The organism is Wenyingzhuangia aestuarii (assembly GCF_011927765.1).
In the GTDB taxonomy this organism is placed as follows: Bacteria; Bacteroidota; Bacteroidia; order Flavobacteriales; family Flavobacteriaceae; genus Wenyingzhuangia; species Wenyingzhuangia aestuarii.
The window spans coordinates 110,681-136,304 of the sequence record NZ_JAATJG010000004.1; the positions used below are offsets into that span (position 1 = coordinate 110,681).

20 protein-coding genes are annotated in these 25,624 nt (G+C 32.0%); 12 read left to right on the plus strand and 8 right to left on the minus strand.

Going from position 1 to position 25,624, the window contains the following annotated elements:
• Nucleotides 1-33 precede the first annotated feature (33 nt).
• The 3 genes from GGR97_RS05245 (at nucleotide 34) to GGR97_RS05255 (ending at nucleotide 1,954) form a co-directional block, all read left to right on the plus strand.
• Nucleotides 34-585, plus strand: a complete 552-nt coding sequence (locus tag GGR97_RS05245; RefSeq protein ID WP_167897467.1) for a hypothetical protein — start codon at nucleotides 34-36, stop codon at nucleotides 583-585.
• 231 nt (nucleotides 586-816) lie between these two features.
• Nucleotides 817-1,311 (plus strand): VOC family protein, encoded by a 495-nt coding sequence (locus GGR97_RS05250; RefSeq protein ID WP_167897468.1) that lies wholly within the window; start codon nucleotides 817-819, stop codon nucleotides 1,309-1,311.
• 103 nt (nucleotides 1,312-1,414) lie between these two features.
• Entirely contained in the window at nucleotides 1,415-1,954 is a 540-nt protein-coding gene (locus GGR97_RS05255) for a pyridoxamine 5'-phosphate oxidase family protein (protein ID WP_167897469.1), read from the plus strand.
• A gap of 29 nt (nucleotides 1,955-1,983) precedes the next feature.
• Here GGR97_RS05255 and GGR97_RS05260 read toward each other — a convergent pair whose 3' ends face one another.
• The 5 genes from GGR97_RS05260 to recG all read right to left on the minus strand — a co-directional run bounded on the left by GGR97_RS05260 (nucleotide 1,984) and on the right by recG (nucleotide 10,531).
• Complete coding sequence (locus GGR97_RS05260) at nucleotides 1,984-2,976, minus strand: ThuA domain-containing protein (protein WP_167897470.1); 993 nt, start codon at nucleotides 2,974-2,976, stop codon at nucleotides 1,984-1,986.
• A 95-nt stretch (nucleotides 2,977-3,071) separates the two neighbouring features.
• Nucleotides 3,072-4,016 (minus strand): glycosyltransferase, encoded by a 945-nt coding sequence (locus GGR97_RS05265; protein WP_167897471.1) that lies wholly within the window; start codon nucleotides 4,014-4,016, stop codon nucleotides 3,072-3,074.
• A gap of 10 nt (nucleotides 4,017-4,026) precedes the next feature.
• Complete coding sequence (locus GGR97_RS05270; protein ID WP_167897472.1) at nucleotides 4,027-5,067, minus strand: quinone-dependent dihydroorotate dehydrogenase; 1,041 nt, start codon at nucleotides 5,065-5,067, stop codon at nucleotides 4,027-4,029.
• 107 nt (nucleotides 5,068-5,174) lie between these two features.
• Nucleotides 5,175-7,601: a phenylalanine--tRNA ligase subunit beta gene (gene pheT / locus GGR97_RS05275; RefSeq protein ID WP_167897473.1), complete on the minus strand. Its 2,427-nt coding sequence runs from the start codon at nucleotides 7,599-7,601 to the stop codon at nucleotides 5,175-5,177.
• An 830-nt stretch (nucleotides 7,602-8,431) separates the two neighbouring features.
• A complete protein-coding gene (gene recG / locus GGR97_RS05280; RefSeq protein WP_167897474.1) occupies nucleotides 8,432-10,531 on the minus strand; it encodes an ATP-dependent DNA helicase RecG in 2,100 nt (699 codons plus the stop codon).
• Nucleotides 10,532-10,915: 384 nt separating this feature from the next.
• Between recG and GGR97_RS05285 the strand changes: the two genes are divergently transcribed.
• From GGR97_RS05285 to GGR97_RS05305, 5 genes are all read left to right on the plus strand, one after another.
• The gene (locus GGR97_RS05285; RefSeq protein WP_167897475.1) at nucleotides 10,916-11,746 is read left to right on the plus strand and encodes a COG1470 family protein; all 831 of its coding nucleotides are present in this window, start codon (nucleotides 10,916-10,918) and stop codon (nucleotides 11,744-11,746) included.
• A gap of 28 nt (nucleotides 11,747-11,774) precedes the next feature.
• Nucleotides 11,775-12,587, plus strand: coding sequence for a hypothetical protein (locus GGR97_RS05290; RefSeq protein ID WP_167897476.1), 813 nt, complete (start codon nucleotides 11,775-11,777; stop codon nucleotides 12,585-12,587).
• A gap of 128 nt (nucleotides 12,588-12,715) precedes the next feature.
• Entirely contained in the window at nucleotides 12,716-13,285 is a 570-nt protein-coding gene (locus tag GGR97_RS05295) for a hypothetical protein (RefSeq protein WP_167897477.1), read from the plus strand.
• A 1-nt stretch (nucleotide 13,286) separates the two neighbouring features.
• A complete protein-coding gene (locus GGR97_RS05300; RefSeq protein ID WP_167897478.1) occupies nucleotides 13,287-16,292 on the plus strand; it encodes a hypothetical protein in 3,006 nt (1,001 codons plus the stop codon).
• 63 nt (nucleotides 16,293-16,355) lie between these two features.
• Nucleotides 16,356-17,564, plus strand: coding sequence for an RsmB/NOP family class I SAM-dependent RNA methyltransferase (locus tag GGR97_RS05305; protein ID WP_167897479.1), 1,209 nt, complete (start codon nucleotides 16,356-16,358; stop codon nucleotides 17,562-17,564).
• A 56-nt stretch (nucleotides 17,565-17,620) separates the two neighbouring features.
• Here GGR97_RS05305 and GGR97_RS05310 read toward each other — a convergent pair whose 3' ends face one another.
• Nucleotides 17,621-19,711: a S9 family peptidase gene (locus tag GGR97_RS05310; RefSeq protein ID WP_167897480.1), complete on the minus strand. Its 2,091-nt coding sequence runs from the start codon at nucleotides 19,709-19,711 to the stop codon at nucleotides 17,621-17,623.
• A 149-nt stretch (nucleotides 19,712-19,860) separates the two neighbouring features.
• On the opposite strand from GGR97_RS05310, the gene GGR97_RS05315 reads away from it, so the two are divergent.
• From GGR97_RS05315 to GGR97_RS05330, 4 genes are all read left to right on the plus strand, one after another.
• On the plus strand, nucleotides 19,861-20,166 hold the full coding sequence (locus tag GGR97_RS05315; protein ID WP_167897481.1) for a YbaB/EbfC family nucleoid-associated protein: 306 nt from the start codon (nucleotides 19,861-19,863) through the stop codon (nucleotides 20,164-20,166).
• A 567-nt stretch (nucleotides 20,167-20,733) separates the two neighbouring features.
• Complete coding sequence (locus GGR97_RS05320) at nucleotides 20,734-22,134, plus strand: type III PLP-dependent enzyme domain-containing protein (RefSeq protein WP_167897482.1); 1,401 nt, start codon at nucleotides 20,734-20,736, stop codon at nucleotides 22,132-22,134.
• Nucleotides 22,124-23,056, plus strand: a complete 933-nt coding sequence (locus tag GGR97_RS05325; RefSeq protein WP_167897483.1) for an arginase family protein — start codon at nucleotides 22,124-22,126, stop codon at nucleotides 23,054-23,056. The genes GGR97_RS05320 and GGR97_RS05325 overlap by 11 nt, the downstream gene beginning before the upstream one ends.
• A 46-nt stretch (nucleotides 23,057-23,102) precedes the next feature.
• Nucleotides 23,103-23,411 carry a hypothetical protein gene (locus GGR97_RS05330; RefSeq protein ID WP_167897606.1) on the plus strand — a complete coding sequence of 103 codons (309 nt, stop codon included), beginning with the start codon at nucleotides 23,103-23,105 and terminating at the stop codon, nucleotides 23,409-23,411.
• Between the two features lie 79 nt (nucleotides 23,412-23,490).
• Here GGR97_RS05330 and folE read toward each other — a convergent pair whose 3' ends face one another.
• Both folE and hisS read right to left on the minus strand, forming a co-directional pair.
• On the minus strand, nucleotides 23,491-24,156 hold the full coding sequence (gene folE / locus GGR97_RS05335) for a GTP cyclohydrolase I FolE (RefSeq protein ID WP_209272324.1): 666 nt from the start codon (nucleotides 24,154-24,156) through the stop codon (nucleotides 23,491-23,493).
• 46 nt (nucleotides 24,157-24,202) lie between these two features.
• A complete protein-coding gene (gene hisS, locus GGR97_RS05340; RefSeq protein WP_167897484.1) occupies nucleotides 24,203-25,579 on the minus strand; it encodes a histidine--tRNA ligase in 1,377 nt (458 codons plus the stop codon).
• Nucleotides 25,580-25,624: the final 45 nt, after the last annotated feature.

Here is a 25,624-nt window from a genome sequence, read left to right on the forward strand (position 1 = left end):
CTAGATTTGGGTAAAAATTATTATTTAAATTTTATGAAAAAGAAACTTGCACTATTTACAACTATTATTACAATTATCTTAAGCTTTACTTCTTGTCAAAAAGACGATTATATAAAATATGATGACGTAAGAGCAACCAATGGCTACATAAAAGGTACTATTACTGGAACAACTACTGATGGTACTGTGGTTAATGAGTCTATAAATCTTACAGCATCTTATCCTGGTCGTAACAACATCACTACTTTTGTAAGCTCAGGAACAATTAACTACAACTTTAACGTAAGAAATAACAACGCTAAACTTAACCCTAACTATTCTTCTGAAGTTTATTTAAATATTGCTTACTCTAACTCCATAGCTCGCTTAAGTGATTTTGAAATCAACTTCTCTAAAACTTTATCTGGAAACAGAATATTAGAGATTGATGTATACTCTTCTAATAACCTTGGAATTACCGACTTTATTTATGATAGCAATACAAATAAAATATCGGGAAAAATTATAGGAAACATTAGAGATGGTAACAATACTTATGATGTAGATTTAAGCTTTGATACGACTGTTTGGGAAGAAGTAAAATAAAGAAAAATTGAAAGGGATTTTAGAAAAAAAAACAGGCAGTAGTCTAAAACAATTAAATAAGGTTTTGCATTTGTAAAACTGTTTTAAAATGCTGTTTAATGAGAAAGAAAGTCTAACAAAAAAGCTCTTTCTACCCTTTTTTATAAATAGTATTTATTGTTTCACTTGTACAATTTCAATTCACCAATTCTAAATAAATTCACTTTGTATAACTATATTATCCTAACATAAATGAAAAGAGTATTTTTAAGTGTTTCTATTCTGTTTGCAATTAGTTTTGTTGCTTGTAAAAAGCAACGCAAACCAGATTTAGAAATAAAAAAACAAAATTTGACTATAGAAAAAAACATTAATGATATGAATAGTTACATTTCCCTTTTTGAAATACCAGCAACTGATCTTTCAAGAGCCATCACTTTTTATCAAGAAATTTTGAATATTAATATTCAAAAAATGGAAATGCCAGGAATGGAAATGGGAATATTTCCCTACGAAAATCAAACGGTTACAGGAGTAATAATGAAAGGAGGGGATTTTAAACCATCTGCTAATGGTGTAACCATTTATTTAAATGGAGGAGACAACCTTCAAACCATACTTGACAAAGTTGAAGTTAATGGTGGAAAAATTATTGTTCCTAAAACAGCACACGCTGATGAAAGTGGATTTTTTGCTTTGTTTATAGATACTGAAGGAAATAGGCTCGGTCTAAACTCTCCTAACTAAAAGAAAAACAAACATACAGCAATTTATAAAAGCTGTAAAACAAATTTTACATCATCAATAATTTAATCATTATTCGTAATATTAACGTTGTAAAGAAAACACAATGGGTAAAAAATTAGAATCAATTACTAGCGAACTAAAAGAGTTTATAGCACAGCAAAAAATATTTTTTGTGGGTACTGCAGCTGCCGAAGGAAACGTAAATGTTTCTCCTAAAGGAATGGATTCTTTTAGAGTACTTAACAGCAACAAAATTGCTTGGATGAATTTAACAGGAAGCGGTAACGAAACAGCAGCTCACTTGTTAAAAAACAACAGAATGACGATTATGTTCTGTGCTTTTGAAGGAAAACCTTTGATTTTAAGATTATATGGTACTGCCAAAATTTATCATCCTAGAGATATTGAATATAAAAACCTTGTTGATTTATTTCCTAAAACTCCTGGAACCAGACAAGTCATAGAAATGGAAGTAGATCTCGTACAAACCTCATGTGGTTTTGCAGTTCCTTTTATGGATTATAAAGAAGATAGAAGCGTTTTAAGAGACTGGGCTCAAAAACAAGGTGATGAAAAAATTAAAGAATATTGGTTAGAAAAAAACACCAAAAGTATTGATGGCTTTGAAACAAAAATCAGTTGATGTATCCATCAACTGATTTTTATTTGTAACTATTTAAGTTCAAATTTTCTTCTTGATGAGTTATTTTTTGTTGGAAAATCTTCTGGAACAACTTGCGTTACCTTACCTGTAGCTACCCATTCTACTCCACGTGTAAAAGAAACTATAAACCCTACACTTTCAAAAGACACTGTATCGTGTCCTAAAATAGTATTAAAAACTCTTCCTTTTCCATAATTAGTCACAACAAAAATAGGTTCATGTCTATGGGTAGGAGCTTTTACATTTTGATCTTTTCCTGTTGCTAAAATAGTCATGTTTTCTGCAGGCCCTCTTAACTTAGCATAACATTCATCAGCGGTTGTTAACCAAACTTTTGGCATTCCTTTAGTAATGGGATGATTTGCTTTTCTTATCGTAACAGGAAATTCATGTCTTTTTCCATGGGCTCCAGCATTACCTGGTGAATTGTCTTTAACCAATTCTCCTTGATTGTTGTAATACACATAAGGTCCATCTTTCTCATTTCTACCTCCCCAACCACCTAGGCCTATCATTTTATTATAATTCAGCCATTTGGGAAAAGAATTATTAGCTGCATGAACCGATACAAATCCTCCTCCTTTTTTTATAAACTTATCAAAAGCTTTTTGTGCTTTTTCTGGCCAATTAGCCGCTTTCCATCCAAAATTAGAAACTACAACATCGTACTTTTTAAAATTAGGACAAAAATCAGGATCTACTTTTGGTTGTTTTAAGAATTCTGAATCTCCTTTTGTATTTGCCAATGCTAAAAACTCTTTTTCTCCTTCACCTTTCCACAAGTATTTAGTTCTTTCAATAGTTACTTCAAACAAGTTTGTTTCTTCTAAATATTGCTTCATCATAATAGTTGACTTAGGCCAAACTCCATGATTATTTTGACCATCAACAATTAATACTTTTATTTTTTTAGGAGGTTTAACATCATTGCTATAGGCTGTTGATGAAAAAATTAATAAGGCTAAAAATACACTTACAGAAAAAAGCTTTTTAAAATTCATAATGAATACTATTATTGTTATCACATCACAATATAGTAAGCATTTCTGTTTTTTGTGTTTAAATAAACACATTGAAAAAATTTGGACAAAAATGTTTAACTTTTTAAGAATTGAGATTTTAAGAATCCTAATCCGTAACCTGCCATTTGTACCAAGGTGGTAATAATAGATAAAAAGGCTACTGTTATGTTTTTATTTACAACTAAAGAAGTCATAAATAAGAGTATAAAATAGAAGTAATACAACGTAATTAACTCCCAAGAACCGAAAAGAAAAAACACAGATGCCCATAAAAAACCTATAATAAACAAGCTAGGAAACCAATACGTAAGCTTAGCTGTTCCAGGATATTTTTGATTCAACACGGGTCTGGCTTGCCCAAATTTATAGGTTTGTATAAAAAAAGAATCTATGGTATTTCTACGTTTATGATAAACGTAAGCTTCTGATATCAATTGAGTTTCGAAACCGTTGTTCCACAATCGGAAAGACAAATCTATATCTTCTCCAATTTTCATAGCAGAAAAACCTCTTGTGGTTTGAAAAGCTTTTTTTGAAATTCCTAAATTAAAACTACGGGGTTGAAATTTTCCTACTGCTTTCTTTTTTCCTCTAATCCCTCCTGTGGTTAGCAAAGAAGTCATAGAAAAATTAATGGCTTTTTGTAAAGGAGTGAATGATGGATGTGCAGCATCTGGACCACCAAAAGCATCTGTATAATTTGCTTTTAAGGCTTTATCTACAGATTTTAAATAGTTTGCAGGCACTAACACATCAGAATCTAATACAATAAAATAATCTCCTTTTGCCTGAGACATTCCATAATTACGAGCCATTCCTGCTCCTTGATTCTCCGTTAAAAAATATTGTATATTTAATCTATCATTGTAACTATCTACAATTTTAGTAGCATTGTTTTCAGAACCATCTTCCACTACAACAACCTCAAAAGACTTTGCGTAATTTTGTTTGGTTAAACTGTATAGCAGCTCATCTATTTCATCGGGTCTGTTATAGAGTGGAATAATAAAGGAATACATAAAGAACGGCTTACAAAGACTTTAAAACAGCCTTATTTATATTTTTAACTAAGGCAGGTCCTTCGTAAATAAATCCGGTATAAACCTGAACTAAATCTGCACCTGCTGCTATTTTTTCCAATGCATCTTGAGCCGAATGAATTCCTCCTACTCCAATAATTGGAAAAGCTTTGTTAGATTTTTCTGCCAAATACTTAATTGTAGCGGTACTTCTATCTTTAATAGGCAAACCACTTAAGCCTCCGTTACCAATAGCTGTTAACTGTTCTTCTGTAGCTTTTAAACCTTTTCTATTTACAGAAGTGTTAGATGCTATAACTCCATCTATTTTAGTTTCTGCAACCAACTCAACAATTTCATCTAATTGCTGATTGTTTAAATCCGGAGCAATTTTTAATAAAATAGGTCTTTGTTCGTTTTCTGCATTGTTCAATTTCTGAACTGCTGCAATTAACTCTAACAAATAATCTTTATCTCCTAATTTAGCATGACTACTTACATTAGGACAACTTACGTTTAACACAAAATAATCCACATAAGGATGTAATGCTTTAAACACCTCACAATAATCTTGTGTATATTGTTCTGTAGAAATGTTGGTGTTTTTTCCAATATTACCTCCTACAATTACTTTTCCTTTGTTCTTTTTTAAATTCTCAATAGCAGCTTCAACTCCATTGTTGTTGAATCCCATTCTATTAATAATTCCTTGATCGTCTTTTAAACGAAATAATCTTTTCTTAGGATTTCCTTCTTGACCTTTAGGAGTTACTGTACCAATTTCTATAAATCCAAATCCGTAATCTGCCAATTCATTAAACAACACAGCGTTTTTATCAAAACCCGCAGCTAAACCTACAGGATTTTCAAACGTAATTCCAAAAAGTTCTTTGTGCAACCTAAGGTCTTCTACTTTAAATAGACTTCTAACTAAAGTAGGTACTCCCGGAATTTTAGACATTATTTTAATCATATCAAATGTAAAATAATGTACTTTTTCTGGATCAAATTGAAAGAAAATTGGTCGTATAATAGTCTTATAGAAACTCATACTTTGGGTTTGTAGGGTTGGTCGCAAATTTACGAACTTTATTTCATTCGTATTCTTTAATTGGTACTCAAAAAAAAGCCTCTGAACAAAATCAAAGGCTTTTTAAATTATCTTAAAGTTGCTTCAAATTGTTTTTCAAACGATTTTTGAAGCTTACTCATTATTTTTTCTATTTGTTTTTCTTCCAACGTTTTGTTTTCATCTCTTAACACAAAACTTAAGGCATAAGATTTTTTACCCTCAGGAAGTTTATCTCCTTCGTACACATCAAACAAATCAACTTCTTTTAACAAGCTCTTTTCTGATTGAAATGCGGTATTGTATAAATCTTTAAAAGCGACCTCTTTATTTAACAACAAAGCTAAATCTCTTTTTACCGATGGATATTTTGGCAAAGGAGTTACTTTTAATTTATTGTTTTGAGACACTTTTAACACGGTATCCCAATTAAAATCTGCATAGAACACCTCTTGTTTAATTCCAAACTCCTTTAGTATTTTAGGACTTACCATCCCTACATCTACCAATTTCATTTTACCTAAACTTATGGTAACCCCTTCAGAAAACACATCGTTTTTTGTTGGTGTGATTTTAACTTTTGTATGCCCCAACCTTTGTAAAACTCCCATTACCACAGCTTTGGTGTAATAAAAATCTGAATTCTTTTTTGGAGCATTCCAAGCTTCTTTGTCTCTATTTCCAGATACAAATAAGGTTAAATGTTTATCTTCTTGATATTTTTCGTTGTATTTATGATATGTTTTTCCAAACTCATAAAACTTAATATCGTTGTTTTTTCTGTTAATGTTATAAGCTACAGATTCCAATCCGCTAAACAACAAAGATTGTCTCATTACTGCCAAATCACTACTTAAAGGATTTAACATTTCAACGTTGTTTTCTGGATTTAAATTCTCAGACAACGCTACATAAGATGCTTTGGTTAAAGAGTTGGCCATAGTTTCGTTAAAACCTTGTACTCTTAATTGTTCTGCAACTACATTTTCTGTTTTTACTCCATCAAATTTAGAAGGCTCTATAGATGTATTTAATTTATGAGAAAATTCAATATTATTATATCCGTATACACGTAAAATTTCTTCTACAATATCCGCTTCTCTTTGCACATCTACTCTATACGCAGGTACTACCAAACCTAAACCACCTTCGGTTTCGCTATTAATTTTAATTTCTAAAGAAGCTAAAATATTCTTAATCGTATCATTTGGTAATTTTTGACCAATCACTCTAGCTACGTTTTCATAAGACATAAAAACTTCAAAATCTTCTATCTTATTTGGATATACTACATCCACATCAGATACGGTTTTACCTCCAGCAATTTCTTCAATTAACAACGCTGCTCTAATTAGAGCATATTTGGTAATATTAGGATCTATTCCTCTTTCAAACCTAAAAGATGCATCTGTATTTAAACCATGTCTTTTGGCTGTTTTACGAACCGATACCGGATTAAAATAAGCTGCTTCTAAAAAAATAGAGGTAGTGTGCTCTGTAACTCCAGATTCTAAGCCACCTAAAACTCCTGCAATACACATTGGTGTTTCGTTGGCATCACAAATCATTAAATCTTCGGCACTTAACTCACGCTCTACACCATCTAAGGTTGTAAACTTAGTTCCTTCTTCTAAAGTAGTTACAATTACTTTGTTTCCTGTAATCTTATTCGCATCAAAAGCATGTAATGGTTGTCCTAACTCATGCAATACATAATTGGTAATATCTACCACATTATTTAATGGTTTTACCCCAATAGCCTTTAATCTATTTTGTAACCATTCTGGCGAATCTTCAATTTTTACATCTTTAATAGCAACCCCTGCATATTTAGGAGCCAAATCAAAATCTTTTACGTGAATATCAAACTTTAACGCTCTCTCATACACATGAAAATCGCTAACCGATGGAGAAATTAATTCTTTCTGAATTCCTTGTTGCATAAATCCTGCACGCAAATCTCTAGCCACACCTAAATGACTCATAGCATCTGCACGGTTAGGAGTCAATCCTATTTCAAAAACCTCATCTACCTCAATATCAAACACTTCGGCAACGGGAGTTCCTGGAGTTAATTCAGCATCTAAGACCATAATTCCATCATGACCTTTTCCTAGCCCTAACTCGTCTTCGGCACAAATCATCCCAAAGCTTTCCTCTCCTCTAATTTTACCTTTTTTAATTTTAAACCCTTCTCCCTTATCATCATACAAAACGGTACCTACCGTTGCTACAGGAACTTTTTGACCTGCTGCCACATTAGGAGCTCCACAAACTACCTGAATAGGTGCTTCTCCTCCAACATTTACTGTAGTTACACTTAGCTTATCTGCATTCGGATGTTTTTCACAAGTTAAAACCTCTCCAACAACAACACCAACCAAGCTTCCTTTAATAGATTCTACTTTCTCTATTCCTTCAACTTCTAAACCAAGATCAGTTAACAATTCACCAGTCTTCTCTGCTTCCCAGTCAATCTTAATAAATTGCTTTAACCAATTGTATGATATCTTCATTTGTTTAAAATTCTTATTTAAGTCGCCAAATTTACGATTTCAATTGCCATTGTGCAATTTACTATGCGCAATAATTTTGATAGTTCTTAAGAACCTTCTTTTTTCTAGTAAAATCTTTTGTTTTAGGGTGTTCCCCTGAAAGGAATTCAGGGTCGCGCTTTCGGTACTCGCTTTTTTCTACAAAAACAAGTTTTGTAGAAAAAGAGCTCAAACAAAACCTCTATCGCTAACACGTTAATTGCTATTAAAAAAACGCTGGAACAGGACTAAAAACACCCAAGACGTTCGAAACCAGTCGAGAACAAAATCTTTCAAAAACCCAAAAAGACTATTCCCTAAAATCATCTCGACTCCGCTCGATGAACTTTTAAAACATACATACTTTATAGAAAATAAAATACCCAAGACGTTCGAACGCAGTCGTGAATAAAATCTTACAAAATACCAAAAAGACCATTCCCTAAAATCATCTCGACTCCGCTCTATGAGCTTTTAAAACATAAATACTTTATAAAAAACAAGAATACCCAAGACGTTCGAACGCAGTCGTGAACAAAATCTTACAAAATACCAAAAAGACTATTCCTTAAAAACATCTCGACTCCGCTCGATGAACTTTTAAAACATAAATACTTTATAGAAAATAAAATACCCAAGGTATTCAAACGCAGTCGTGAATAAAATCTTACAAAATACCAAAAAGACCATTCCCTAAAAACATCTCGACTCCGCTCTATGAGCTTTTAATACATAAATACTTTATAAAAAACAAGAATACCTAAGATGTTCGAGCGGAGTCGAGAACAAAATCTAAGAAAAAAACCATCAACTTAACTAATATTAGCCCAAATACTAGTTCTTTTATGAATTTGCTGATAAGTTCTTTTTATCGCTACATTTTTATCCAAAGCTAAATTAGGATCTTCTGTTAACACCTCTACAGCTGTATTTCTAGCCAAGTGCAATTCCTTACTATCTTTTACTAAATCTGCAATTTTTAAATTTAAGACTCCGCTTTGTTGCGTACCCATTAAATTTCCTGGACCACGTAATTTTAAATCTACCTCAGCAATTTCAAAACCATCACTGGTTCTTACCATGGTTTCTAATCTAGTTTTAGAATCGCTAGATAATTTTACACCAGACATTAAAATACAATAACTCTGATCGGCACCACGACCAACCCTACCTCTTAACTGATGTAGTTGTGACAAACCAAAACGTTCTGCACTCTCAATAATCATTACCGATGCATTGGGAACATTTACTCCTACTTCTATTACCGTAGTAGCTACCATTATTTGGGTTTCTCCTTTTACAAAACGTTGCATTTCAAACTCCTTATCAGCAGGTTTCATTTTTCCATGCACAATACTAATTCTATAATCTGGCAATGGAAATTCTCTTTGAATACTTTCATATCCATCTTGTAAATCCTTATAGTCCATCGCTTCGGATTCTTCTATCAACGGATACACTACATAAACCTGTCTCCCTTTAGCAATTTCATCTCTCATAAATTTAAAAACTCGCAAACGAGCGCTATCAAATCTATGTACAGTTTGTATGGCTTTTCTTCCCGGAGGTAGCTCATCAATAACAGACACATCTAAATCTCCATATGCACTCATGGCTAAAGTTCTTGGAATAGGAGTTGCTGTCATAATTAAAATATGAGGAGGCAAAGTATTTTTCATCCACATTTTAGAACGCTGTGCTACTCCAAATCTGTGTTGCTCATCAATAACGGCCAATCCCAAATTTTTAAACTTTACTTTATCTTCTAAAATAGCATGGGTTCCTATTAAGATTTGTAAAGTTCCGTTTTCTAAAGATTCATGAATAATTCGTCTTTCTTTAATTCGTGTAGAACCGGTTAGTAATTTTACAGTAATATGAAAAGGAGCTACCAATTCTGTAACTGCCTGATAATGCTGAGTTGCTAAAATTTCTGTGGGTGCCAACATAGCTGTTTGAAAACCACTATCTAAAGCAATTAACATTGTTAACAAAGCCACAATAGTTTTACCTGCACCAACATCGCCCTGCAACAATCTATTCATGTGTGCACCTGTAGACATATCTGCCCTTATTTCTTTTAACACTCTTTTTTGTGCATTGGTTAAATCAAACTTTAATCCCGACTTATAAAAGGAGTTAAAATAATCGCCAACCTGACCAAAAACAAACCCTTTAATTTTATCTTTTCTAACCAACTTGTTTCTGATGAGCTGCATTTGAATAAAAAAGAATTCTTCAAACTTTAATCTTTTTTGAGCTCTGTTTAAATACTCTTGATTTTTAGGAAAATGAATATGTAACAACGCTTCTTTTTTGCTTAATAGATGATGTTCTTCTAAAATGTCTTTAGACAAAGTTTCCTCTATATAAGGATATGCTTCTTTTAATAAATGTTGAATAGCTTTAGACATTACTTTATTATTAAAGCCTTTGGCACTCATTTTTTCTGTAGATGGATACATGGCCTGTAAGCCAGAAACAATGTTCTTTTTATAATTTACCTCTAATTCCAAATCTGGATGAGGCATGCTAAAATTTCCGTTAAAAAAATTAGTTTTCCCATAAATAACATAGGGTTCATTAATTTTAATACCTGCTTTTAACCATTTGGTAGCTCTAAACCAAACTAGCTCCATAGTTCCCGTCTCATCTTTAAAAGTGGCCACCAAACGAGTTCCTCTTTTTTGCTTTACATCTTTTAAATCGGTGATAATTCCTTTTAACTGAACCTCTGTATTTCCCGGTTGAAGTTCCCGAATTGTGAAAATTTTTGACTTGTCTACGTATCTAGTAGGGAAAAAGTTCAACAATTGGTTGGCCGAAAATATTCCAAACTCCTTTTGAAGCACCAAAGCCTTAGCAGGTCCAATACCTGTTAAGTAATTCGTAGATATATCAAAATCAAACATTTAACAAAAATTATAACTTTTAAAATCAATTCAAATTTTACTATGCAAGCACAATAACGCCTATTTATTAACACTAAAAACAGCCTTACAACCAGTGTTTTAGCTATTTTAAAAACAAACTAAAACAACATTTATTAAATAATCTTTAACAAAACTGACGAAAACCATCCAAAAACACAATATTTATCATTTTTTGTTAATTTTTTATCATTTTTTCATTTTTTTAACAAAACTATCAACTTAATAATGAGATAGTTAATTATGCAAACATAACATATGACAGCTTTTTAAGCAACCAACCCGCATTTTTATTAGGTTTTGCATTAAAAAAATAGCTAGTTTTGGTTGTCGTCAAAAATTATACAGACATATTTAATAACAAAAATGAGAATATTTAAATCACTACCCCTAATCATTTTATCTTTTTTTGCTTTAAATAGTTATTCACAACTTTCATTAGACAAGAAAGGAACTGGAGTTTCTGTATCACCCGCTCACTTACATTTAAAACAAAACCCTGGAAGTACAAAAAGCTATAAAGTAACTATTAACAACGACACTCCACGTTTAAACAGTTTTAAAATCGGAATGAAAGATTTTAATATGAATAAATTAGGTAAAAGTCAGTTTTTAGAACCTGGATTAGGAAAGTACTCATTATCTAAATGGACATCTGTTTCTCCAACTTTTGTAGATTTAAAACCTTTTGAGAAAAAAGAAGTTACCATTACCATTACCATTCCTTTTAACGACCCTAATGCAAACAAAGCTGCTTGGAATATTTTAATGATAGAACAACAAGAAGCTAGAAAAAATTTAAGCATTACCAAAAAGCAAAGCTCATCTATTGGTTTAGGTGTAGTACCCACGTTTGCTTTTGGAATCTTTGTGTATCAAAATCCACCAACAGTAAATAACAACAATGTTGAATTGATCAACTTTGAGAACAGTCAAGATAAAATTATTATTCAAGCAGAAAATAAAGGAGATGGTATTGCCTACTGCTCTGCCTACATAGATTTAACAAATATTACCACAGGAGAACAAGAGCGATTACCTGTTAAAAAGTTTACCATTGTTCCTGAACTTATTAGAAACTTTACGTACAAAATTCCGGCAAAATTTAAAAAAGGAAAATATTTAGCTATTGGTGTATTAGATTACGAAGATGCCCCAGAAATCCAAGCAGCTAAACTAGAATTTGAAATTAATTAACCCTATATAACCCTAATTATTAATTTTTATGAAAAATTTTTCAAAAATCACAAAAAGTGTCTTAGCTACCGCTATGTTAGCAGGATTAACGTCTCAAGCACAGTTAATCGATGAAAAGGATGTAACTGTAACTATGGACTTACAGCCTGTATTACAATTAGAGATGACAACCCCTAATCAAATTGAGTTCATCTTTGATGATGTTGTAGAATACCAAGCAGGTATTGTTCAGTATGCAGCTACTACTTTAAAAGTAAGTTCTACTGTAAACTGGGATTTGTATGCAATTGCTAGATCACAAGGAAACATTGGAGCTACTTACTGGGATCAGGAAGTAAGCTACGGAAACACAAACCCTAACGCAGTAAACGAATTACCCTTAAGTTTATTGGAGTTAAAACAATCTAGAGCAAATGCAGGTGATGGTGCAGCTACAGGAACTTATTCTGACTACAGCGGTGCTTTTACAAGCTACAATGATGGTTCTGGTACAAGTGGACAAAACAGTATTTATGTTGATGCTGCTGGAACAGGAACACCTCCTGGTTTAGATCACAAATACATTGCTGGACACGCAGGAACAACTGGTGTTGCTGGTGATGACTTTATGGCTGGTGGAAGTTACTTAACACAAACAGGTGCTGCTTCTGACTATTACTACAATATTGATTACAGAATTTTACCAGGTTTACCTGCTACATTCCCAATGGCATACAATGCAGATGCAACTTCATCTGAAGAATTAAATGTTGTTGGTGGACTTGCTGCTAATGCTGCTGCTTTTGCAGAGCCAGGAGTCTATACTATGTATGTACAATATGTATTATTAGAAGACCAATAAGATCATTAATCTTTATATTTACCCCTTCAAAAGGATAGATGTTTAACATCTATCCTTTTATACATTGTTATGTGTATAAAAGCCCTATGCTAAAACTATTCTTTTTTTGTATAACGTTTGTAAATGTAATGTTTTGCACTGCCCAAGTACATTGTGGTAGAGTAGAACTAGTTGACAAAGATCCTACCAACCAATCTTTTACTTTTGATACTTTTACAAAGTACCAAGCAGGTTTAACATTTAACAATGTTGCCAGACTTAAAGTAGTGGTAGAAGACAAAACAATTGTAGACCCTTTATGCCAATGGTTTTTAAATATTGAGGTAGATAACAATTCTGCTGCAGGAACTCCTGTAGACGAATGGGAAGAATTAACGCAATACGGAAGTGGTAACTCCTCTAATCCTTTAATGGATATTTTAGAAATTAGAGTACGTAACACTTGTGAAACATCTGATAACAACAATACCTTTATTTCTTTTACAAACACAACTGATGTGATAGAGATTATTTCTGAACTAATCCCTAAAACTCCTGAAACAGCAGGCTGTGATAGTAATGCAAATTTTCCAGGTAGTTATCAAACAAATTATAATGAATTTAATTTTATAGTTGACTTTAGGATCAAACCCACATTTTCTTACAACCCTGGTGTGTATCAACTAAATTTCAAATTTCATCTAGAGGAAAAAATCTAAATTGAAAATTAACCCTATTACTTTTTACTTAAGCAGTCTAAAAACTCCCCTCCTGCTTCTATTCATCCTATTATCTTACTGTACTAGTTACAGTCAAGCAAGGGAAAATCATGCCTATAAATCTTTTAAATATGTTGATGAAACATCAGATATAGGTACCAGATTAAAAAAAGAAATCATTAATGTTAAAAATGGAGAAATTGTAACAAACGTTCTTCAAATTTATAACAGAACCTCACTTGCACCTATTAAATTTAGGTTAGAGTTATTAACTCCTAAAGGATGGACTCCCCTAGTCAATCCAAAAGATATTCATAGAGTTTTAATTCAAGATACAATTTCTATTCCTATTGTTTATATTCCAAGTAAAAAACTACAATCTATTAACGAAATCAACATCAATGTTTTTGTGTTAGATTTAGATGGTAGACAACTTGCTGATAATTATTTTACAGTAGTAAGTCATCACAAAAAAGGATGGACTGTAAATGTAGAAAAGAATACAGAATATTTAAAAAACGGAGAAAACACAGCTGAATTAAATTATCACATTCAGAACACAGGTAATTATGATCAAGATATTTATATACAACATAAAGTACCTAAAAAAAACATTACAGTTACAGATACGCTTGCAGAACCAATTAGTAACACTACAATTACCCTAAAGCCTAAAGAGACATACAATCAAAAATTAAATCTTGAATTTGTAAAAAAAGAAGAACGAAACAACAGACGTGTGTCTACCAATAGCTACGATCCTTATAAAAAAGAAGAAAAAGTAGTTCACGATATTATTATAGAATCTACCGAGCCCAAATACACTAGTGGAAAAAGCACTGTTAGAAACTCTAAAGTTTCATATATTAAACTGCCTCATGAAATAGTAGCCGATAAATATGGTTACACCACATTACCTTTAACTATAGATTTTAGTGTGCAAAACATTATGGGAGATTATTCTTTTGCATCTTTAAACATTAGAGGTTATAAAGAACTTTCTCCAAGTTCTCAATTAATATATTCTACTCAATTAAATTATTCTAGCTCTGTTTTAAATAATGAGGTTTTTAAAAATGCTCCTTGGTACATTGGTTATTTTGACAATAAACAATCCTTAGAGTTAGGATTGGTAAGTGGTAATTTATTAGGAATTCAATCTTCTGGTTATGGGGTTAAAGGAGGTTATCAAATTAGCGATAGTCAAAAAATAAGCGCATTTTATATTAGACCCGATAGTTTTTTTGATCAGGAAAGTAAAAATGAAACCTATGGAGGTGAATATCAATTTAACTACAAAGGTTTATTGGGAACCAAAATTGGAGCCGGTAGAAATGTAAACTTAGGATTAAATAGAATTACAAACGTAGCCAATGTTCAACCAAGTGTTACCCTATTTAATCAACACAGAATTGGATTTTACGCAGCTTACACACAATTAACAAACAGCACAGAAAAAGAAAAACTAAACGAAGGCTATGCGGCCGGATTTAGTTTTTCTTCTAACTTTTTTAACAAATTATGGAGACCGGTAATTAGTGCTAGAACCAATACTAAAGGATTTGGAAATGGAAATTACATTAGAGAATTAATTAACCACAGATCTACCTTTTCTTTAAATAGCAGAGTAGATTTATTGGCGACCAACTCTTTTCAAACCTATGAAAACTATAGTAGTATTACAGATGCACTTCTTAGTTCTCAAAAAATAAACACCAACACCTTACTTTTTTCTACCCACAAACAAAGAAACACTTTACAATACGGTGGTTATTATCATTTTTACGATACACAAAACCTACCCAGAGTAGAAAGAGGACTTATTGTAAGACACTCAAGTTCTAATTTTAAAACAAACTTTTTATCTTCTTTATATTTAAGAGCTGGTTACAACAAGGCAACTAGTGTGGGAGCTCAAGACTTTTTTAATCTAGAACTATCTTCTTATTTAAAATACAAAACCTATACGTTTAGCAACCGTTATTTTTATGGTTCTAATTCTATAGAAACCACATTGTACGGAATTGCTTCTAGTTTAAAAACTCCACAAAGATTTAGAAGTTCCTTAAACCATCAATATCAATTTAAAAACAAACATTTAATTTTAGAAAACAACGTTGTTTTTAACTACCTAAATACTAGTAAAAAAGTAGGCTTAGGTCTGTTTAACTATTTGTATTATTTTGGAAAATACGGAATTAGATATGGTATACAATCTAATCTTAGCTACTCTTCTAGTTCTTTGTTGCTAAACACATATAACGCAAGTACAGGAACATATAATTTTGCAGAGGAAACACAGAACATTCGCGATTTAAACTTTAATTTAAATTTTAGTGTTCGTAAAGATTTTGCCATTCCAATTCCTTTTCTAAAAGATAAAAAAACAGACTTAAATTTTGTTGCCTTTATGGATATTAACGGTGATGGTAAAAAAGATTTTGACGAAGTTCCTATTAACAATGTGGTCATTAAAGTTGGGAACGATGAAGTAATTACCAATCATTTAGGAAAAGCAAGTGTAAAACAAAAGTTTAAAGGTTTTTACAAAGTTGATATTATTCCTTTAGAAAAAATTAACGGATGGTTTCCAAACATTAACACAAGTACTCCTATGGAGTTTAAAGAAAAGCTGGTGTACATACCGTTTTCTAGAGGAGTTAAAATTGTAGGAGATGTAATTTTAGATAGACAAGAAATAGCCAACGTAAACAATACAAGAACCGATTTATCTAACATAAAAATTGTAGCCACAGGTAAAACTGCCGAAGGTAGAGATAGAACTAGCCAAGCATTAACAGATGTAAACGGACATTTTGAACTGTTTATTTCTAACGGAAACTACATTTTAACAATGGACGAAGGTATTTTAGATGATGATTTAAAATTATCTAGAAACAACATTCCAATTACCTTAAAAAACACACAAGAAAGTGTGTACACTGCTTTTTACATCCGTGAAATAAGACGAGAAGTAAAAATAAAAGACTTTACCAAAAGAAAATAATTTGCTTTCATCTACATAAGGCAAAAAAACACGTAACTTTGCCCCCAAATAGTTCACAATAGTATGAGACTTCATAGAAATTTAGTATTCACAGTTATAGACTCCCTAGAGGCAGTTTTTAACGAACAAGAATACGCTGATAAAGTTGTACAAAAAGCTTTAAAAAAAGATCCTCGTTGGGGAGCCAGAGATAGAAAATTTGTTGCCGAAACCTTTTATGAAATTGTAAGATGGAAACGTTTATACAATGAAATTGCAGGTACAAAAGACCATTACTCTAGAGAAAACCTTTGGAAAATATTTGCTGTATGGGCAGTCCTTAGAGGAATTAACTTACCGGACTGGAAATACTTTTCTGAAACTCCTGTAAGAAGAATTAAAGGTAAGTTTGATGAGTTACAGAGTAACAGAGCCATTGCTCAATCTATTCCAGATTGGATGGATGAGTTATGTGCTAAAGAATTAGGAGAAAAAAAATGGACTGCTGAGTTAACCGCTCAAAACATTCCTGCTTCTGCTATTCTAAGAGTAAATACCTTAAGAGGTAGTAAAAAGCAATTGCAAGATTTACTAGCTAAAGATGAAATTATTACCAAACCCATCAAAGGATATCCTTGTGCTTTAGAGTTGGAAGAACGCAAAAACGTATTTAAAACCGCTGCATTTCAAAGCGGATTGTTTGAAATGCAAGATGCTTCTTCTCAATTAGTAGCCGAGTTTTTAGAAGTGGAACCTGGAATGCGAGTAGTAGATACTTGTGCAGGTGCAGGTGGTAAAACTTTACATATTGCGGCTTTAATGGAAAACAAAGGTTCTATTATTGCTACTGATATTTATGGTGGTAAATTGGTAGAGTTAAAAAAACGTGCAAAACGTGCAGGTGCTTTTAACATTACTACTAAAAAAATTGAATCGTCTAAGACCATCAAAAAACTATACAACACTGCTGATAGAGTTTTAATTGATGCACCCTGTTCTGGTTTAGGAGTTTTAAGACGTAATCCTGATAGTAAATGGAAACTACAACCAGAATTCATTGATAACATTAAAGATATTCAAAGAGATATTTTAGAACGTTACTCTAAAATTGTAAAAGTGGGTGGTAAAGTAGTATATGCTACTTGTTCTATTTTACCTTCAGAAAACCAAGAGCAAGTTGCTCGTTTCTTAGGTTTAAATCCAAACTTTAAATTGATTAAAGACAAAAAGATATTAGCTTCACAATCTGGTTACGATGGCTTTTACATGGCCTTGCTAGAAAGAATTGAATAATAAAAAAGCCGAGCAATATTGCTCGGCTTTTTTATTTACATCTGTTAAGAGGTTGGTTATTTAACCATTCCCTCTAAATCAAACAAAAAGCTATATTCTTTGGCTACTTCTTTTAAAGCATCAAATCTACCTGAAGCTCCACCATGTCCTGCTTCCATGTTGGTATGCAAGTACAATTTATTGTTATCTGTTTTTAACTCTCTTAATTTTGCTACATATTTAGCTGGCTCCCAATACTGAACCTGAGAATCGTGTAAACCTGTTGTTACCAACATATTTGGATACGCTTTGGCTTCTATATTATCATACGGAGAATAGGTTTTAATATAATCGTAATATTCTTTATCATTAGGATTTCCCCATTCGTCATACTCTCCTGTGGTTAAAGGAATACTTTCGTCTAACATAGTTGTAACTACATCTACAAAAGGTACAGCAGATATAATTCCGTTAAACAATTCAGGATTCATGTTTGCTACAGCTCCCATTAGCAAACCTCCTGCAGAACCTCCCATGGCATATAAATGCGCTGGAGAAGTCTTTTTATGATCTACTAAATATTTAGCACAATCCACAAAGTCGTAAAAAGTATTGTTTTTGGTTAGCAATTTTCCATCTTCGTACCAAGGTCTTCCTAAATATTCCGATCCTCTAATATGTGCCAAGGCAAAAATAAATCCTCTATCTAACAAACTTAATCGTGTGGTACTAAAACTATCATCTACCGTGTGTCCATAAGAACCGTAAGCGTACATTAGTACAGGAGTATTTTCATCTACCTTAGTATCTTTTCTGTGTACAATAGACAATGCTACTTTTTTACCATCTCTGGCTGTTACCCAAATACGCTGACTGGTATAGTTCTTTTTATCAAACTTACCTCCTAGCACTTCTTGCTCCTTTAACAAGTTTTCTTGTTTAGTAACCATGTTAAAATCTATCACAGAACTTGGTGTGGTCATAGAATTGTATCCGTAACGCAACCATTCGGTATCAAATTCAGGATTGCTATAAGCGTAACAAGAATAAGTTTCTTCAGAAAATGGTAAATAGTAATCTTGAGCACCATCCCAACGGATTACTCTAATTTTCCCAAGTCCTTCTGCTCTTTCTTCTAAAACTAAAAAGTCTTTAAAAATAGTAGCATCTTCTAACAATACATCTTCTCTGTGAGCAATTACATCTACCCAATTTTCTTTTGATGTTGCCGTTACCGGAGTTTTCATCAACTTAAAATTAGTAGCTCCATCTTTATTGGTTAAAATGTAAAAATAATCACCATAATGCATTACGCTATATTCCAAATCATCTTCTCTTGTTTGAAAAATTTGAAATTCGCTAGTAGGCTTATCGGCTTCTATAAATTGATATTCTGTTTGTAAAGTACTGTAAGAACCTATCACAATATATTTCTTAGATTTTGTTCTTCCTACATATACATTATAAGTTTCGTCTTTTTCGTGATACACCAAAACATCATCATAAGTAGCCGTTCCTAAAACGTGTCTATATACTTTATCACTTCTTAAAGTAACATGATCTTTTTTGTTGTAAAACAAGGTAGAATTATCGTTTGCCCAAGTTGCAGAACCTGTGGTAAATTCAATAGTATCTTTTAAAACCTCACCTGTTTCTAAATTTTTAAAACGAAGTGTGTATTGTCTTCTTCCCGTTTCATCGGTACTATAAATCATTAATTTGTTGTTATTACTAACAGACAAACCTCCTACATCAAAATACTCGTATCCTTCTGCCAAAACATTTACGTCTAGCAAAATTTCTTCCTCTGCATCTAAAGAACCTTTTTTACGAGTGTAAATTGGATATTGATTTCCTATTTCGTAACGAGTTACATAGTAATATCCGTTTTTAAAGTAAGGTACAGAACTATCGTCTTCTTTAATTCTACCTTTCATTTCCTGAAACAACTCTTCTTGAAATTCTAAGGTATGTTTTGTTTCTTCTTCGTAAAAAGCATTTTCTTCACTTAAATAAGACAATACTTTTTGTGTTTTTTCTGACGGAAGTTCTGCTTCTTTTTCGTCATCAGATAATCGTAACCAATAATAGTTATCTATTCTAACATCACCGTGTTTTACTAATTCTGTTGGAATTTTATCTGCAATTGGAGCTTCTATTACCTTCATTTTTTGACATTTAATTAAGACCGTAAAAGTAATAAATCCCATGAGGATAGTACTATTTCTTTTTAGAATGTTTGGCAGCATAAAAATCAATTTTTGTGAAGATATTGATAATCTTTTTATCTTGCGGAAAATTCTAAAATTAGGAGATTATGTTTGGAGATATGTCTAAAATGATGGGGCAATTACAAGAAGCACAAAAACACGTAGAAGCCGCTAAAGAACGATTAAATACCATTTTAGTAGATGGTACTTCTGGTGGTGGATTGGTAAATGTTACTGTAACAGCTAACCGAGAAGTTAAGAAAATTGACATTAATGAAAATGTATTAGAAGACAAAGAGGCTGTGGAAGATTATTTAATTTTAGCTTTAAATAATGCCTTAAAAAAAGCTGATGCTATTAACGAACAAGAAATGGCTGCAGCTGCCAAAAAAGGAATGCCTTTTGGAATGTAACAAATTCTAACTTTCTTTTAAGGCTTCTATTTTACATTCTAAAAAATAGAAGCCTTCTTTTTTTTGGGGAACATCAATTCTTTAACAGTTCTCTGTTTTTACCATCCCTTTTTTCATACGTAAAAATAAAGTAATAAAGCTTAACGCAAACACCTCTTACTAAAACAATTCTAAAACACAACACATAACCCTCTAAATAACAAAACCTTAACACACAAAAAGAGTCTTGTTGTTTTTTTACTACTTTTTTCAAAAAAAACTTTTTCAGTTCAAAAAAAAAATTACTTTTGCTCCTATATAGAACTGTAAAAATGTATCAATTTTTATTTTTCGGTTATGTAAGCACGAAGATATTAAGCCTGCATAATATGACGGATAGTTATAACGAAATAAAAAAGTTTTCTTCAAAATTTTTCCTTTTTGTAAACAACCCTTTCAAAGTTTTAAGGCTTAGACACGTATACCTAGTAATTAGAGTGTAATACCATTATTTATTATCATTTACAATTAGATGACTTTCCTATTGGAATAGCATCTCTATTTTCATCATAATTTATAAATAACATAATGCGTAATAAATACAAAGATCTAATCAATCAAACTTTTTACTTTCCTCAAGAAGAATTTAAATTAACTGAAAAGAACGAATTAACTTTTCATGACATTGACATTGCTGGCTTGATTAAAGAACACGGAACTCCTTTAAAAGTTACTTACTTACCAAAAATTTCTGAAAACATTCAGAAAGCAAAAACTTGGTTTGCCAACGCTTTTGAAAAACACAACTACAAAGGAAAATATTTTTACTCTTACTGTACTAAGAGTTCTCACTTTAAGCACGTTTTAGACGAGGCATTGTCTAACAACATCCATATAGAAACCTCATCTGCTTTTGATATTAATATTGTTAATTCATTATTAGATTCTGGTAAAATAAACAAAGACACCTTTGTAATTTGCAATGGATTTAAAAGAGAGCAGTACATTAACAACATTGCAGATTTAATTAACAACAAACACAAAAACTGTATTCCTATTATTGATAATTACGAAGAATTATCTTTACTAGAAGAGCAAGTTGATGAGTGTCTTAACGTAGGAATTAGAATTGCATCAGAAGAAGAACCCAAATTTGAGTTTTATACTTCTAGGTTAGGTATTGGGTACAAAAACATTGTACCGTTTTACAAAAGACAAATAGAAGAAAACCCAAATGTAAACTTAAAAATGTTGCACTTTTTTATCAATACAGGTATTAAAGACAATGCTTACTATTGGAACGAATTGCACAAGTGTTTAAAGGTATATGTGTCTTTAAAAAAGATATGTCCAACCTTAGACTCTTTAAATATTGGTGGTGGTTTTCCTATTAAAACCTCTTTAGGATTTGAGTACGATTATGAATATATGATTGATGAAATCGTAAATCAAATAGACACTGTTTGTAAAGAAGCAAGTGTAGATGTTCCTAATATTTTTACAGAATTTGGAAGTTTTACTGTAGGAGAAAGCGGAGCTAACTTTTACAAAGTTTTGTATCAAAAACAACAAAATGATAGAGAGCTTTGGAACATGATTGATTCTTCTTTTATAACAACTTTACCAGACTCTTGGGCTATTAACAAGCGTTTTATTATGCTACCTATTAACCGTTGGGAAGAAAGCTACGAAAGAGTTTTACTAGGAGGATTAACTTGTGATAGTGATGATTATTACAATAGCGAACAACACAGTAACGCTATTTATTTACCCACTTATCATCCTGATAAACCCTTGTATTTAGGATTTTTTAACACCGGAGCCTATCAAGAATCTATAGGTGGTTTTGGAGGTTTGCAACACTGCTTAATTCCACAACCCAAACAATTAATACTAAACAGAGATAAAGACGGAAAATTAACAACCACCGTTTTTAGAGAAAAACAAACACATCAAGAATTTTTAAAAATTTTAGGTTATGAAAACTAACTACGCTAGCATTTCTAACGAATATGCAAAAAAAGAAACCTCTAAAGTAGTTGTAATTCCTGTTCCTTATAAAGGAACTAATACTTGGCAACAAAACAGTCACAAAGGACCTCAAGCTTTTTTAGAAGCTTCTAATCATATGGAATTGTATGATATAGAAACAGAGTCTGAAGTGTACAAGCAAGGAATTTATTTAGCTGACGAAGTGGTTGAGAACAACAATCCAGAAGCTATGTCTGCTGCTGTATACGAAAACGTAAAGAGTCATTTAAAAACCAATAAATTTGTATCTGTAATTGGAGGAGATCACGCAGTGGTAATTGGAGCTATTAAAGCTTTTAATGAGCATTACGAGAACTTAACTGTTTTACAAATAGATGCACAAGCACGTTTGCACAAAGAGGTTAACGGAGAAAAAGTAAACAGTCAATGTGCTATGTACCATGCAAGTCAGGCTACCAACTTAATTCAGGTTGGAATTAGAAGCATGGCCAGTATAGAAAAAACCGTATTAGATACTGATAAAGCTTTTTTTGCAAACGAATTAGCTACCGATGATTATTGGATGGAAAACGCTATTGAAGCAATGACAGACAATGTGGTTATCTCTTTAAGTTTAGACGGATTAGATCCATCTATTATGCCTGGAGTAGACAAACCTGTACCGGGTGGTTTATTTTGGTACGAAATTTTAGAATTCTTAAAAAGTGTTTTTGCAGAGAAAAACGTTATTGGAATTAATTTAGTTGGTTTATCTCCTTTAGAAGCAGATAAATCTTCAGAAGCCTTAGCTGCTAAATTATTCTACAAAATGTTAAGCTATAAATACGAGTTAGAAAAAGAAGATAACTTAGATATTGATGAGAATAGTTTTGCCAAAAGTGAAAACAAATTTGGTAAATTTAATGATGAAGACGAATAATAGGTAAACAAACACAACATATCCCATAACATTAACCGTAGTAATGATGAAAAGAATTATTATAGACCACACAAAAGTTACTGATGAAATTTTAAATATCATTATGGAAGATTATCCTGATGGATATACTGATAGAGATGTTTTAAAATTTAAAAATCATAAAGGTGAGCAAGTTGAAGCTTTAGAAATTAGACTAAATGATGATATTTATTTGGTAAAAGTTGGAACAAAATTAGACAAAGCTATTGATGCTTTTGTAGAAGATGATTCTGATGATGAACCTGTTGACGAACCCAAAGACATTGAAGTTGACGACGACATTATTTCTGAGGATGATTCTGATGACGACAAATAGAAAACAAAAACAGCCTAGTAAATATTTACTAGGCTGTTTTATTTTATAAAATAAAGAGTTGTTTTTACAACAATTCTTTTTAAAATTTAGTTTCTAACTTAATGTAATCTCTAAATTCTTTTTGCTTATCTACATTTTTAAAAGCACCTCCAAATTCTGCCGTTACGGTAGAACTTTCAATATCTTTTACTCCTCTAGAGTTTACACATAAATGTTTTGCATCAATAATACACGCAACATCTTCTGTTCCTAAAGCTCCTTGTAATTCTTTTACAATTTGCCTTGTTAAACGCTCTTGTACCTGAGGCCTTTTTGCAAAGTGATCTACAATTCTGTTCATTTTAGACAAACCTACAACTGTTCCTTTAGAGATATAAGCAACGTGTGCTCTACCAATAATAGGTAACAAATGGTGCTCGCAAGTAGAATAAACAACAATGTTTTTTTCCACTAACATTTCACCATACCTATAGCTATTGCTAAATGTAGATAATCTAGGCCTATTTTTAGGATTTAACCCTCCAAACAATTCATTAACAAAAGCTTTAGCAACACGTTTTGGTGTTCCTTTTAAACTATCATCTGTTAAATCTAAACCTAAAGTCTCCATGATTTCAAGAACATTTCCTTGAATCTTTTCAATCTTTTCCTCATCTGATAACTCAAACGCATCATCACGTAACGGTGTACGCGTTACATCTCCAATGTGGTTATCACCTATATCATCTATTTCTTCGTAGCTCATTATGTCAATTTCTTGGGACATATTTATAAAATTATAAGATGCAAATTTACGAATTAATTATTACTTCAAGCAATTCGTTTAACTTATACATCATTTGTTTACCTGACTCCATGTTTTTCACGGTGTACGTATCTTCTTCCATCTCTTTTTCTCCCACTAAAACCACAAATGGTATACTTCTTCTGTTGGCATACATCATCTGTTTTTTCATTTTGGCAGCACTTGGATACAATTCTGACTTAATTCCACCTTGTCTTAACTTGGCTATTGCTTTGGTCGCATATAAAGCCTCATCATTACCAAAGTTGATAAATAAAACATCTGGTCTTGGTTGAGCTACTTCTTTAAATAAGTTTAACTCCTCTAGCACCAAATAAATTCTATCTAATCCAAACGAAATTCCAACTCCACTCATATCTTTTAAACCAAAGATTCCTGTTAAGTCGTCATAACGTCCACCTCCACCAATAGATCCCATTTTTACACCTTCTGGTGCTCCAACTTCAAAAATAGCTCCCGTGTAATAGTTTAACCCTCTGGCCAAAGTTACATCTAAAGTTAAACTTGCTGTCTGTAATCCTATTGCTTCTATATTATCAATAATAAATCTTAATTCTTCTACACCTTTAGTTCCCTCTTCCGAAGTTGCTAACATTTCTTGGAGTTGATTTAATTTTTCTTGATTGGTTCCTGTAAAAGAAAATAAAGGAGCTACTTTTTCTATAGCCTCTTCAGAAATTCCTTTTCCAATCATTTCTTTAGTAACACCTTCTTTTCCAATTTTATCTAACTTATCTAAAGCTACGGTAAAGTCAATCAACTTATCACTTGCTCCAATAATTTCAGCAATTCCTGATAAAATTTTACGGTTATTCATTTTAATTGAAACACCTTCTAAACCTAATTTAGAAAATACCGTATCATATAATTGAATAAAGTCTATTTCCTGCCATAAAGAATCACTTCCCACAACATCTGCATCACACTGGTAAAACTCTCTAAAACGACCTTTCTGAGGTCTATCAGCTCTCCAAACAGGTTGAATTTGATATCTCTTAAACGGAAATTCAATTTCGTTTTGATGCTGTACTACATAACGAGCAAAAGGTACGGTTAAATCGTAACGCAATGCTTTTTCAGAAATGGTACTAATCAACTTCTGACTATCTTTGTTTTCTAACAAAGTAGCATCTGCTTTTCCTAAATAATCCCCCGAGTTTAGTATTTTAAAAATCAAACGATCTCCTTCTTCTCCATACTTCCCCATTAGGGTTTGTAAGTTTTCAAAAGACGGAGTTTCTATAGATTGAAATCCAAATGTTTGAAATACCGATTTAATTGTAGAAAAAATATAATCTCTTTTTGCTACTTCTACCGGTGAAAAATCTCTAGTTCCTTTAGGAATACTTGGTTTCTGTGCCATTTAGGTGCTTATTTTTTAGAAAGCACAAATATAAATAAACTACCG